Below are 11714 nucleotides of genomic sequence, written 5' to 3' on the forward strand. Positions count from 1 at the left end.
GATCCGGCGGTCCGCCCCGGAGGGCAGCGACCGTCATCAATAAAAAGGAGGCAAGATGCCGACATTGGATGTCATGTTGGAGATGGCGCTCTATGTTTCACTGGTCCTGGCCACGCCCGGGCCGACAAACACCCTGTTGTTGTCGTCGGGTGTCAAGGCGGGCTTCCGGCAATCGCGGCACCTCTTGGTTGCCGAGGCAGCGGGGTATGGCTTCTCGATCTCTCTGTGGGGCTTCTTTGTAGCGGTATTCGCGGCAACACGCCCTTGGCTTTACGATGCGCTGAAGCTGGGAAGCTCAGCCTACATTTTCTATCTCGCGCTGTTGTTGTGGAAAAGTCCGCGCTTCGATGAGATACAGTCGAGCCCCATCGGTTTTCGTGACATGTTCGTCGCCACAACCATGAACCCGAAATCGATCTTGTTCGCCACCGTGATCTTTCCCACGGAGGCTTTCGCCTCGGCTCCGTTCTATCTCTGCGCGATCTCGGTCTTCACGACGCTCGCCGTAACGATCGGTTCGATGTGGCTAACCATCGGCGGTGCCTTGAAGGCACGCCGGTCGTTGGCCGCATATACTGCAACGCTGCTTCGCGGCGCATCGGTCGTGCTGTTGATGTTTTCTGGCTCGCTGTTGTTTTCCGTGCTTAACCGCTAAGCACCATGGAAGAGCTATTGAAGCAAACCCTTTGAAGTAATACGACGATTCGGAGACTCGTGTCTCGAAGGAATCCTTCAAATGGATGCATCCGATGCAGCGTGTGCTGATCTCGGTCCGGGATAAAAACTATCCAACCCATCGAGAGGATTGCCACCCGACATGTACGATCTGTGAAGACGTTATCACTGCATTCGCCGTGACCGGTAGCGTCGCCTGCTACCTGATTGCCGGTCTCCTGCTTCGCGTGCCCAAGCTCGCGTCGATTCTGTAGACGCATCCGCTCTCGCCGCTTTTGTACAGGGTCTCAGCGGCTAGCGTCGGGCGACGTAGTACACAGCCGCTGCGGTGATCCCGAATACCAGATGAGCGATCAGCGTGATCGCGCCGCGAACCGGGATGAACCACGGAAAGATCGCCGTGAATCCGTACAGGTTCACGCCGTACAGGAGAAGCCCGAATGCGCCGCCCGCAAGCAGCGCGGCCACGCACGACAGACTGTGGACCAGCCGTGCCAGCACGGCCGCATAGACGAGCGAAAGCATCGCATGCACGAGCGTCGCCACGCCCATGACCCGCGGATCGAAGCCGCCGGACGTATCGAGCACGCTTCGCCCCATCACGATCGCGGCCGTGAGGCGCGCGTCGCGCAACAGATTCTGGACGGCGTCATCGCCGGCGATTGCCCAGAGCAGCAACTCGATGACGGTCGATCCGACCGCCGCGCCGAACGCTGCCCAGAGCATCGGGACCCCACTCGCTTGTTTCAATGGTCGTCCTCATGGCGGGCCGGTCGATGCATCGAACCAACCGCCGTGCAACCCGGCTTATCGCACCCCTTCGCAGTCCGACCAGTACGCAAACGGGTCGCGATGTTTCGGATAGTGCTCGTCCAGCCATTTCAACAGCGTCGCCCGCGCATTGTCCATGTCGGCCTTCAACGACGACGTCGTCAGTTCGTGCACCTCGATGGACTTTTCCCGATCGATCACGAAGCAGTTCCAGTCGGGGCCGTCGAGATCCGGATCGTCGGACGCCCTCGACGACTTGCTCCAGCCGAAACGCTTGCGCGCATCGATGTAGTAGCGCGGATGCACCTTCAGATACGACATCTCGCCGCCCTGCAGGCTGCTCTCGGCGCGCAGCACGTCGCGTTCGTCGACGATCTGCGTGACTTCCGGAAGCCGGCGCGAGCGCCATCCGGCAGGCAGCGTCGCCACCGCGCGGACGCTGTCGTACGTGCCCCATTCGAGGCCCCATGCTTCGGCCATGCGTTTCATGAACGCGTCGGCGCTCGGATAACCGCGCAGCTGGATGCGGGTCGACAGCGTGACCTCCACCCCGCCGCGACCGCCGGATGCGCTCGACACCTCGTCGTCCGTTGCGAACGGATTGCCCGGACGCGGCGATTCGCGCTTCGCGTCCGCAGGCGCCAGGCCGGAAAACAGTTGATCCAGCGCCGCACGCGCTTTCGACGACTTGTCTGGTCTATTCATCGGTTCCCTTTTGTACAAATTTGAACCCGTACTGCAATGGTTGGTGATTGCCCTGCCGTCGGGCAAAGGCTCGATTCCGCTTCATTGCGGTGATCTCGCCGTTTCCGCGGCTGCATTGTAACGATTTGGCGGCCCGGGCCGAACGAACGGAAATGATCGGACATACGCGCCTCGCTGCATTCCATTCGCCCCGAAACGGTCGCCGACATAAATACGCACTACCGCACGATTTTCCATGACAAACGCCCGGCCCGCGCCGTATACACTGGCCCTTTCGCGGCACCGGAAGTCCGACGGTACGCTCGGCGACATCGACTCGCACGCTTTGCCGATCACGAAACGAAGCATGCTGGAGAAACCATGACTCGATTTTTCACGCGCTGGTTCGGCAACGACAAGACAAGCGACGGGAACAACACACCGGAGGCGCTCGAGCCCCCGGCTTCCGATGCCGATATCCTGCGCGATCACTTCTCGCCGTCGCCGGACGCGTTGGCGGCACTTGCGAAGCTGGTCGACATCATCGTAAAGCCTCTCGACACCGTGACACGCAACCGTCTCGTCGCCTACGTCCACGATGCCGAACCCGGAGAAGACACGTCGTCGATACTGGACTGGGTACTCACGCGCGACATGAGTGCCCCGGAAACGCTCGACCCTTCCAACTGGTGCCTGTGCATCTCGGTCGACTGGCGCGCATCCGACGAAATCGAATGGCAGGCAAACCAGATGCTCGATACGCTGGGCATCGCCGAGCGCTGGACCTGGGACGGTGAAGGCGACGTACCGGCCGGACTGCTCGTGCTGGGCGCCTGGCTGGCCGGCAAAGGGTACGCGTTGCTTCATCTCGACACCGGACACGACGCCTATACGGCGTTCGCCGTCAGACAAGACGACCTCGCCGAAGCGCTGGCGCTTGCCCATGCCGCAGGGGCGGAAATCTCGATGTACAACGACCTTCAGCCGTGAAATGCATGCGGCCCGCGCGGCCCGCCCGCCATTCTACGCAATCTGCCGCGCGCCCTACCGCAGCGCCCTCACCATCCGTTCCATCAACGCGAGAACCTCCGGCCGATTCTCGCCCTTCGCATGCACGAAGTGATAGCTGAGCAGTGAATCGACCTCGTGACGGCTCACGCGCACGAGTGCGCTGCGCTGCAGATACGCATCGGCAAGCGGCGTTCGCGCAAGCGCCACGCCCAGCCCCGCTTCGGCCGCCGCCAGCACGAGGTTGTAATCCTCGAACCGGCGATCCTGCGCACGCGGCTTGAACGGAATGCCGAGCGCATCGAACCACGTGCGCCAGCCGGTCACGTCGGAATCGTGCAGCAACGGCATGTCGAGCAGCGCGGCGTCGCCCGCTCCGCCGCGCATCCTGGCCAGTTGCGCGGCGAGCCGCGGATGCGCGACCGGATACAGCCGTTCCGGCATGAACGGGCGGGTGTCGAGCCGACGCCAGTTGCCGCGCCCGTACCGGATCGACAGATCCGCTTCGCCGCCGGCGATATCCACGTTGCGCAGTTCGATGCCGAGCTCGATGCGCAACGCGGGCGCTTCACTCTCGAGCGCAGGCTGCCGCTCCAGCAGCCACAGCTGCGCGAATGCGGGCACCACGCTCATCCGGACCAGCCGCGGCGCGCGCGGCGAACGCCACTGATCGGCCGCGCCGTCGATGATCGCGAACGCCTGCTCGATCCGGCCGACGAAGCGCTGCCCGTCCGGCGTCAGGCGCACGCCGCGTGCATGCCGTTCGAACAGCGCCATCCCGAGCCAGTTTTCCACGGCGGCCACGCGTCGGCTGATCGCGCCGTGCGTGACGCCGGAAACGTCGGCGGCCGCGAGAAACGAACCCTCGCGCGCCACCGTGCAGACCGTCTCCAGGCTCGCGAGCGGCGGCCGCGGGCCCGGCATCGGCGCGGCGACCGACAGCCCGTCGGCCACCTGACGCACACGCGCCGGACCGTCGGCCCGCCGCGCCCCCGAGCTGTGAGCCATATTCATATCCGGGTGTTGATCTGTGCGCTAGCTTAACATCTCGCCCCGCCGCACCATTGGCGCATGAATACCGTTTCGTCACCGACGTCGCGCGGCGCGCGACAACCGCTCGTCGCGGCAGCCGCGGTCGCGTTCACGATCGTCTCGTGGGCGTCCGCGTTCCCGTTCATCCGGATCGGCCTGCACGGCCTCGCGCCGCTGCAGCTCGCGGCCGCGCGCTTCGCGACCGCCGCGTTGCTCGTGATCGTGTGGCTCGCCTGGCGACGGCCGCCGCTGCCGGCGAAAGGCGATGCGTGGCGCTTTCTCGCATGCGGCCTGCTCGGCATCGCACTCTACAACGCGCTGCTCAATACCGGCGAACAGACCGTGTCGGCCGGCGCGGCGAGTTTCATCGTGAACACGCTGCCGATCTTCACCGCGTTGCTGGCCGCCGTTTTTCTGCGCGAGCGCTTCAATCGCTGGGGCTGGCTCGGTTCGCTGGTCAGCCTCGCCGGCATCGCGGTGATCGCGCAAGGGCAGCCCGGCGGCCTCGTCCTCGGCTCGGGAAGCACGCTGATCCTCGGCGCGGCGCTGTGTTCGGCCAGCTATTTCGTGCTGCAGCGGCGGCTGATTCCCGTGTACGGCGCGCTGCCGTGCACCGCGTACACGCTGCTGGCCGGCGCGGTATTGCTTGCGCCCTGGTTGCCCGGCGCGCTCGTGTCGCTCGGCGGCGGGTCGCGCGACACGGCACTGGCCGTCGTGGTACTCGGCGTCTTTCCCGCCGCGCTGGGTTACGCGACCTGGACCTTCGCGCTCGGCTACTTCGGCGCGGCGCGCGCGGCCAGCTTTCTCTACCTGACGCCGGCGGTCGCGACGCTGCTGTCGGTGGTGCTGACGGGCGAGCGGCCGGGCATCGCGACGGCGTGCGGCGGCCTGCTGGCGATTGTAGGCGTAATTGTCGTCGCGTTGCGCGGACGGTCGTAGGGTCGAACTTGCAGCGAATGGCGTGGCCGACGCGACGATCCGGATTTGCCGCGGCGCCGGTCCCAAGACGCCCCCGGTCTCTGCCGATCCGGATGGACGATTTGGCCCGTGCGGCTGGCACCCATTCACTGACGCTGCCGGGCCTGACCGTTAGTTGCACAAAGATAGAGGTCACTCTCGATGACGCATGTCCATGAAACCGGATACGCCATTCGCCAATGACCAAACTGTGCAGACAAATCGACCGAACAGTTCCCGATTGACCGCACGTCAGTGTCCATGGCTTCGCCGCGGCGACCGGCCGAATAATGGATGCGGCCGTAAGGCCGACGACAGCGAACCGCAATCCGGGGGCCGCCGCGGCGCACGATTTCCGGTATCCGGAACCGTCGACATCCGCGCGCCGCAACGGCCTACTACGCGGTGCGCCGCAGCACGCAGAAGCGGGTTCCGATATATTCATACGAATTGCATGGCGTCAGGCGCCCGCCCGCTCGCCCGGGCGGCAGGTCACCCGGCCGGATGCCAGGCAAGTGAAACCCGTGACGGGTATGAAAAATCGTCCGATCGCCCCGGCCCGCGGCCGGCCGGTCAAGACGTCAATAGAAAGACATTCAATTCGGAGATGGCAGATGGAACGAAGCACTGTCGGCATGCGCTGCAAACCCCTGATCACCGTTGCACTGGCTGCCGCCGCGTTCGCGGCCGCGTCGAGCGCGATGGCCGACCAGGTCGTGAAGATCGGCAGCGTCGAACCGACGACGGGCGGCATCTCGCACCTCGGCAAGGACAACGAGAACGGCGCGCGCCTCGCGGTCGAGGAAATCAACGCGAAGGGCCTGACGATCGGCGGCAAGAAGATCACGCTGCAACTCGACGCGCAGGATGACGCGGCCGACCCGCGCCAGGCGACGCAGGTTGCGCAGAAGCTCGTCGACGACAAGGTCGTCGCCGTCATCGGCCACCTGAATTCGGGCACGTCGATCCCGGCATCGAAGATCTACAGCGACGCGGGCATCGTGCAGATCTCGCCGTCGGCCACGAATCCGACCTACACGCAGCAGGGCTTCAAGACGACCTACCGCGTCGTCGCGACCGATGCGCAGCAGGGCCCGGCACTGGCGAACTATGCGCAGTCGAAGGGCGTGAAGAGCGTCGCGGTGATCGACGATTCGACCGCGTACGGCCAGGGCCTCGCGAACGAGTTCGAGAAGAAGGCGAAGGCGCTCGGCCTGAAGGTGCTGTCGCACGACGCGACCAACGACAAGGCGGTCGACTTCCGCGCGATCCTGACCAAGGTCAAGGGCGAGAACCCCGACGCGATCATGTACGGCGGCATGGACGCCACCGGCGGCCCGCTCGCGAAGCAGGCGAAGCAGCTCGGCCTGCGCGCGAAGATCCTGTCCGGCGACGGCGTGTGCACCGACTCGCTGGCCGAACTGGCCGGCCCGGCGGCCGACAACGTGCTGTGCTCGCAGGCCGGCGCTGCGCTCGAGAAGATGCCGGGCGGCGCGGACTTCCTCGCGAAGTACCAGAAGCGCTTCAACCAGGGCATCAAGTTCGATGCGCCGTTCGCGTATGACGCGGTCTACATCGCGGTCGACGCGATGAAGCGCGCGAACTCCACCGACCCGGCAAAGATCCTCGCGGCGATGCCGGCGACGAAGTACGACGGCGTGATCGGCACGACGACGTTCGACGCGAAGGGCGACCTGACGCACGGGATCATCTCGATCTACGGCTACAAGAGCGGCAAGAAGACCTTCCTCGACCAGGTGAAGATGTAACCCGACGCGGCGCCGGCACGACGGGAACGCCACCCGTCGGCGCCGGCGCCGCGCAGGCCGAATACCGATTCACGGAGACGAAGCATCATGTGTGCAATGGCGTATGCGGAATTCCAACAGGAGTTGAAGAAAGCGCAGTTGACGGCGCGCGAGTTCGCCCGCCTGATCCGGATGAACGAAAGTTCGATCACCAACTATTCGAGCAAGGGCACCGTCCCTTCCCACCTCGCGGTCATCGCGAAACTGATCGGCACGCTGGCCGCGCACGAGATCGACTTCCGGCGCGTGATCCGGCAAATGCGGATCGAGCCGAAACGGCCGCGCGGCGTCGGCGTGTTTCCCGCGGCGGACGCGCCGGGTACGAGGAAAACCGACGACGGCGCGTCGTGAACCGTCGTGCTCGTCGGCCGCCCGCGTCGATTCCCGATGCGCCGGGCGGTATCTCAACCCATGCGTTGCGCCCTCAGGGACTGCCAGGACGGCACATGCCCGATGCCTTGCAGGAAGTGCTCGAAGTCACGCCGCGATAATGCGATCGTCGCGGCGCTGTCGAGCGGATGAAACAGGAAGACCGGTTCGTCGGCCAGGTCGGTGTCGATCACCAGCCGAACCTTGCCGTCACGGTCATTGACCAGCGCAAGCGGGCTCAGCGAACCGGGTCGAACGCCGAGCAGATCATGAAGACGTTCGGGTGAAGCGAACGACAGGCGCTTGCTATTCAGCGTGCCGGCCATCGCACGCAGGTCCACCGACTTGTCCGCGACCGTGACGATCAGGTAACAGCCGCCCTGTTTGTCCTGCAGCAGCAGGTTCTTGCAGCGTGCGCCATCGAGCGACAGTGCGAGCGCCCCGGATTCAGCCATATTGAGTACCTGCCGATGGCGCTCACACTTGAACGCCACATCGCGCGTCTCGAGCAGTTCGAGCAAGTCATCCCGGTCCATCATTTTTCGTTCGATCCAGAAGAATTTCGAAAACCGGCCCCGTCACCGTGGCTCGAAGACCGGATACGACGCTTTGTCGATCTCCGACAGCGCATCGTCCCTGGACAGCAGGCCGGATTCATCGAGGATGACCGCCAGCGGGCGGCCTTCCGCAACCGACTGGCGCGCCAGCTTGCTCACGCGTGCGTAGCCGAGCGTCGGCACGAGCGCGGTGGCAACGGCCATCGAATCCATCAGATGCTGCTCGTTGCGCGCGATATCCGCAGTGATGCCGGCGACGCACTTGCGGGCAAATCGCTCGATGCCGTTGGTCAACAACGTGATGCTGTCGAACACGCGCGACGCCACGACCGGCTCGAAGTGATTGATCTCCAGCTCGCCATACTGGACCGCCTGCGCCACCGCGACATCGTTGCCGATCACCGCAAAGCTCAGCTGGATCATTGCCATCGGCAGCACCGGATTGACCTTGCCCGGCATGATCGAAGACCCGGCCTGCGCTTCGGGCAGCCGTAATTCGCCCAATCCCCCAGCCGGGCCGGACGACAGCACGGTCAGGTCCGATGCGACCTTCGCGAGCGATGCCGCGCAGGTCCGAAGCTCGCCCGAGACGCGCGAGAACACGTCCATGTTCTGCATCGCATCGAACGGATTGGCCGACGCGACGTAGTCGACACCGGCGATCTTCGACAGATGCTCGAAGACGGCCGGCCGATACCCGGCAGGCGCGCCGAATCCGGTACCGATCGCCGTGCCGCCCAGCGGCAGCGTACGCAGCTTGTCGCGTACGGCCGCCAGCTCCGCGGCCAGACGCCGGGTCAGCGACGCGTAGCCGCCGAAAAGCTGGCCAAGCCGCATCGGCTGTGCATCCTGCAAGCACGTCCGGCCAAGATGCAGGACATCGGCAAACTCGGCCGCCTTGTCGTCGAAGCGATCGGCCAGGTGGCCCAATGCGACGATGAGCGGCCCAAGCAGCGAGTACGTGGCGATCTTCATCGCGGCCGGATAGACGTCGTTGGTGGACTGCGAGCGGTTGACGTGGTCATTCGGATGGATCACGTCGTACGAGCCGGCGGGGCAGCCGAGGATCTGCTGTGCGCGATTGGCGATCACCTCGTTGAAATTCATGTTCGTCGAAGTCCCGCCGGAGCCCTCGAGCAGATCGACGATCAGCGAGTCGGAAAACCGGCCGTCGATGATCTCCCGGCACGCGTGGCCGATCGCATCGCATTGCTGCTGCGTCAGCACGCCGTTGTCGCGGTTCGCCAGCGCGGCTGCCCATTTGCATTGCGCGAACGCCGTCGGGAACGCCGCATAGTGCGCGATATCGAGCGGCGAAACCGTCAAGTTGTCGACGCCCCGCACCGAATTGACGCCATACAGTTTGTCGGCCGGAATCGCGACTTCGCCGACATAGTCGCGTTCCGTTCGGGTTTCAGCTTTGGCCTGACTGTTCATGTGAGTTCCTGTTTCCAACATGGATGAGTTGTTCGATTTCCTGCCCGAGCGCACGTTTCACGCGCGGCAGGAACGACTGTTCGATCACTTCGCATGCCGTATCGCATGCATCCTCGAAGAAAGCGCCGTATTCATCCCGGCGCGCCACCAGATACAGCGATCGCTCGAGACCGAGCCGGTCGACGACGTGGGTCTTCACCTGGTCCGCATAGGCGGCCCCTTGCAGCAGGCACATCGGCGACGTCACGGCCCAGCCGATCCCCTCGGCCACCATCGAGGTCAGCGCGTCGGCATTGTCGAGTTCCAGCCGGGTCGGGGCACGTACCTCGATGCGCCGCAAATAGCGCTCGATCTGCATGCCGACCTGTGACTTCCGGTTGAAACGCACGATCGGCAACGCGTCGGCGAGCGCCCGGATGTCGTCGACGGTCCGGATCGCCCGGCGAAAATCCTTCGGCGTGACGACCAGGTACCGCTCGGAAAGCAGGCGGAACCGCACGACGTCGTTGGCATCGATCAGCGCATCGCTCGTGACGATCAGATCGAGATCGCGCCGCAACAGCGCTTCGCCTTGCTGCGGGCTCAGCCCGGTCCGGATCGACAGATGCGAAACCTTGCCCAGCAGGCGCTTCGTGAAGACCGAGCCGCAGGTCGCCGCGAACGAATCGACCAGCCCGATGCGCAGGTCGGGCTTGATGCCTTGCCCGGCTTCGACGACCTGCGCCCGCAGATTGGCGATCTCCTCGCTGAGCACCGCTCCCCGGTTCCTCAATGCGATGCCGAATGGCGTCAACGCGAGCGGGCGGGTCGTGCGGTTGACGAGCACGACGCCCAGTTCATCCTCGAGTTGCCGAACGATCTGCGACACGCCCGATTGGGAGATGCCCATCCGCGCGGCCGCCCCCGACATGCTGCCCTCTTCGGCCACCGCGACGAAGACCTGCACGGCATACATATCGATGGGCTTGTTGGCGGACATGACGGGCTCCAGGGGGCGATCAATGGTTGCGATGCGCAGCCTGCAGGCTGGCGTCGTGCTTGCCGTCGAGCGCCGCTTCGTCGCTGCCGTGGCCCGATCCCAGGTCCGACAGATTCTCGCGGCCGGTTTCCGGCGCAAACAGATGACAGAACACGCCGCCGAACGCCAGCACGGCCACGCACGCGCCGAGCGCGGCGTGAATGCCGACGTGCTGCACGGCCACCGGCAGAAGAAACGTGCTGATCGCCGAGCCGAACCGGCTCGACGCAACGGCCAGCCCGACACCCGATGCGCGCAGATGAGTCGGGAACAGTTCGGGCGGATAGACGAATTCCAGGTTCGCCGCGGCGGAAAGAATGCAGGCGAAGATGCCGAACGCGAGTATCGTGCCGAGCGGACCGAAGCCGGCATAGGCCAGCACGGCAAGGCCGAGCGCGGCAAGGTAGAAGCTTCCGACGAGGAACGCGCGGCGCGACAGCCTGTCGGCGATCAGCAATCCGAAGATCGCACCCGCAAAGAGCAGCGCGTTGTAGACGAGGCCGCCAACGAAACCGTCCTTGACCTGCAATGCCTGAAGCACCTTCGGCGCAAACGTGCCGAGCGCAAAATACGGAATGACCTGGCACGTATAGAAGATGCAGCCGACCAGCGTGTTCCTGCGCCAGCGAGGCGAGAACAGTTCCGACCACGCGCCGCGACGTTGCGCAGGCGCAGCGGGCGAGACGGGTAGGACGGTCTCCGCGCCCAGTTTTGCACGGACGATCGCCAGTGCCTCGTCCTTGCGCCCGCGTTTCATCAACCACATCGGCGATTCGGGAACACCGACGCGAAAGGGCAGAATCAGCAGGGCAGGCAAGCCGCTCGCGGCCAGCATGATGCGCCATGCGTCGGGGCCCATGTCGCGCAGCGCGAAACCGGCGAGGTAGGCGCGCCCACGTAGCCGGCCGCCCATGCTGCAGCGAGGACGCTCAGCAGCCGGCCGCGATAGCGACGCGGCGCAAACTCCGTGACGAGCGATTTGCTCACGACATAGTCTGCGCCCAGGATGAGGCCGAGGAGCAGGCGCAACACCAGCAACTGGGCCGGCGACGTGACGAAATACTGCGCGGCCGATATCGCCGCGAAGAGCAGCATGTCGAATGCGAAAATCGTTCGCCGGCCATACTTGTCCGCCACGGGTCCCGCAAACATGCTGCCGAAAAACAGACCGGCCAGGGATGCCGCGCCGAGCGCCCCCATCCAGAGCGCATCCAGATGCAGCGCGCCGGCCGCCATGCTCACGGCGATCCCGATGATGCCCAGCACGAAGCCGTCGCTGAACTGTCCGCCGGTGCCGCTGAACGCCACCCGCAAATGGAAGCCGCGCAGCGGAACATCCTCCATCAATATCTGCTTGCTCACTTTCGTCTCCTGAAACACTGGTCGTCTCGACGCGTG

At 64.8% G+C, this 11714-nt stretch carries 13 protein-coding genes; 5 read left to right on the forward strand and 8 right to left on the reverse strand.

The window, feature by feature from the left end:
- Nucleotides 1-55 precede the first annotated feature (55 nt).
- Nucleotides 56-655, forward strand: a complete 600-nt coding sequence (locus HWX03_RS07080; protein ID WP_175820799.1) for a LysE family translocator — start codon at nt 56-58, stop codon at nt 653-655.
- A gap of 314 nt (nt 656-969) precedes the next feature.
- On the opposite strand, the gene HWX03_RS07085 is transcribed toward HWX03_RS07080, so the two are convergent.
- On the reverse strand, nt 970-1425 hold the full coding sequence (locus HWX03_RS07085; RefSeq protein ID WP_175820798.1) for a sodium:proline symporter: 456 nt from the start codon (nt 1423-1425) through the stop codon (nt 970-972).
- Nucleotides 1426-1482: 57 nt separating this feature from the next.
- Nucleotides 1483-2151 carry a nitroreductase gene (locus HWX03_RS07090; RefSeq protein WP_175870803.1) on the reverse strand — a complete coding sequence of 223 codons (669 nt, stop codon included), beginning with the start codon at nt 2149-2151 and terminating at the stop codon, nt 1483-1485.
- Between the two features lie 360 nt (nt 2152-2511).
- On the opposite strand from HWX03_RS07090, the gene HWX03_RS07095 reads away from it, so the two are divergent.
- Nucleotides 2512-3120, forward strand: a complete 609-nt coding sequence (locus HWX03_RS07095; RefSeq protein WP_175870804.1) for a hypothetical protein — start codon at nt 2512-2514, stop codon at nt 3118-3120.
- Nucleotides 3121-3174: 54 nt separating this feature from the next.
- On the opposite strand, the gene HWX03_RS07100 is transcribed toward HWX03_RS07095, so the two are convergent.
- The gene (locus tag HWX03_RS07100) at nt 3175-4152 is read right to left on the reverse strand and encodes a LysR substrate-binding domain-containing protein (RefSeq protein ID WP_174386224.1); all 978 of its coding nucleotides are present in this window, start codon (nt 4150-4152) and stop codon (nt 3175-3177) included.
- A 57-nt stretch (nt 4153-4209) separates the two neighbouring features.
- On the opposite strand from HWX03_RS07100, the gene HWX03_RS07105 reads away from it, so the two are divergent.
- The 3 genes from HWX03_RS07105 (at nt 4210) to HWX03_RS07115 (ending at nt 7286) form a co-directional block, all read left to right on the forward strand.
- A complete protein-coding gene (locus HWX03_RS07105; RefSeq protein ID WP_175870805.1) occupies nt 4210-5109 on the forward strand; it encodes a DMT family transporter in 900 nt (299 codons plus the stop codon).
- Nucleotides 5110-5741: 632 nt separating this feature from the next.
- Complete coding sequence (locus HWX03_RS07110) at nt 5742-6896, forward strand: branched-chain amino acid ABC transporter substrate-binding protein (RefSeq protein ID WP_174431117.1); 1155 nt, start codon at nt 5742-5744, stop codon at nt 6894-6896.
- Nucleotides 6897-6983: 87 nt separating this feature from the next.
- Nucleotides 6984-7286 (forward strand): XRE family transcriptional regulator, encoded by a 303-nt coding sequence (locus HWX03_RS07115; RefSeq protein ID WP_175870806.1) that lies wholly within the window; start codon nt 6984-6986, stop codon nt 7284-7286.
- Nucleotides 7287-7339: 53 nt separating this feature from the next.
- On the opposite strand, the gene HWX03_RS07120 is transcribed toward HWX03_RS07115, so the two are convergent.
- The 5 genes from HWX03_RS07120 to HWX03_RS37205 are packed head-to-tail and all read right to left on the reverse strand — an operon-like array spanning nt 7340 to nt 11678.
- Nucleotides 7340-7825, reverse strand: coding sequence for a prolyl-tRNA synthetase associated domain-containing protein (locus HWX03_RS07120; RefSeq protein ID WP_175870807.1), 486 nt, complete (start codon nt 7823-7825; stop codon nt 7340-7342).
- Between the two features lie 57 nt (nt 7826-7882).
- Nucleotides 7883-9298, reverse strand: coding sequence for an aspartate ammonia-lyase (locus HWX03_RS07125; RefSeq protein WP_175870808.1), 1416 nt, complete (start codon nt 9296-9298; stop codon nt 7883-7885).
- Nucleotides 9276-10277 (reverse strand): LysR family transcriptional regulator, encoded by a 1002-nt coding sequence (locus tag HWX03_RS07130; RefSeq protein ID WP_175870809.1) that lies wholly within the window; start codon nt 10275-10277, stop codon nt 9276-9278. Before HWX03_RS07130 ends, HWX03_RS07125 begins: the two co-directional genes overlap by 23 nt.
- Before the next feature lie 19 nt (nt 10278-10296).
- Complete coding sequence (locus HWX03_RS36735) at nt 10297-11229, reverse strand: MFS transporter (protein ID WP_347879525.1); 933 nt, start codon at nt 11227-11229, stop codon at nt 10297-10299.
- Nucleotides 11118-11678, reverse strand: a complete 561-nt coding sequence (locus HWX03_RS37205) for an MFS transporter (protein ID WP_208456797.1) — start codon at nt 11676-11678, stop codon at nt 11118-11120. The genes HWX03_RS36735 and HWX03_RS37205 overlap by 112 nt, the downstream gene beginning before the upstream one ends.
- Nucleotides 11679-11714 lie beyond the last annotated feature (36 nt).

Source organism: Burkholderia sp. BCC0397 (assembly GCF_902832865.1).
GTDB lineage: Bacteria > Pseudomonadota > Gammaproteobacteria > Burkholderiales > Burkholderiaceae > Burkholderia.

What these genes read in the sequence shown, in the direction of transcription:
- HWX03_RS07095 (WP_175870804.1), top strand. Translation starts at nt 2,512, where the DNA reads ATGACTCGATTTTTCACGCGCTGGTTCGGCAACGACAAGACAAGCGAC.
- HWX03_RS36735 (WP_347879525.1), bottom strand. Translation starts at nt 11,229, where the DNA reads ATGGGCGGCCGGCTACGTGGGCGCGCCTACCTCGCCGGTTTCGCGCTG.
- HWX03_RS07130 (WP_175870809.1), bottom strand. Translation starts at nt 10,277, where the DNA reads ATGTCCGCCAACAAGCCCATCGATATGTATGCCGTGCAGGTCTTCGTC.
- HWX03_RS07100 (WP_174386224.1), bottom strand. Translation starts at nt 4,152, where the DNA reads ATGAATATGGCTCACAGCTCGGGGGCGCGGCGGGCCGACGGTCCGGCG.
- HWX03_RS07105 (WP_175870805.1), top strand. Translation starts at nt 4,210, where the DNA reads ATGAATACCGTTTCGTCACCGACGTCGCGCGGCGCGCGACAACCGCTC.
- HWX03_RS07115 (WP_175870806.1), top strand. Translation starts at nt 6,984, where the DNA reads ATGTGTGCAATGGCGTATGCGGAATTCCAACAGGAGTTGAAGAAAGCG.
- HWX03_RS07110 (WP_174431117.1), top strand. Translation starts at nt 5,742, where the DNA reads ATGGAACGAAGCACTGTCGGCATGCGCTGCAAACCCCTGATCACCGTT.
- HWX03_RS07080 (WP_175820799.1), top strand. Translation starts at nt 56, where the DNA reads ATGCCGACATTGGATGTCATGTTGGAGATGGCGCTCTATGTTTCACTG.
- HWX03_RS07090 (WP_175870803.1), bottom strand. Translation starts at nt 2,151, where the DNA reads ATGAATAGACCAGACAAGTCGTCGAAAGCGCGTGCGGCGCTGGATCAA.
- HWX03_RS07125 (WP_175870808.1), bottom strand. Translation starts at nt 9,298, where the DNA reads ATGAACAGTCAGGCCAAAGCTGAAACCCGAACGGAACGCGACTATGTC.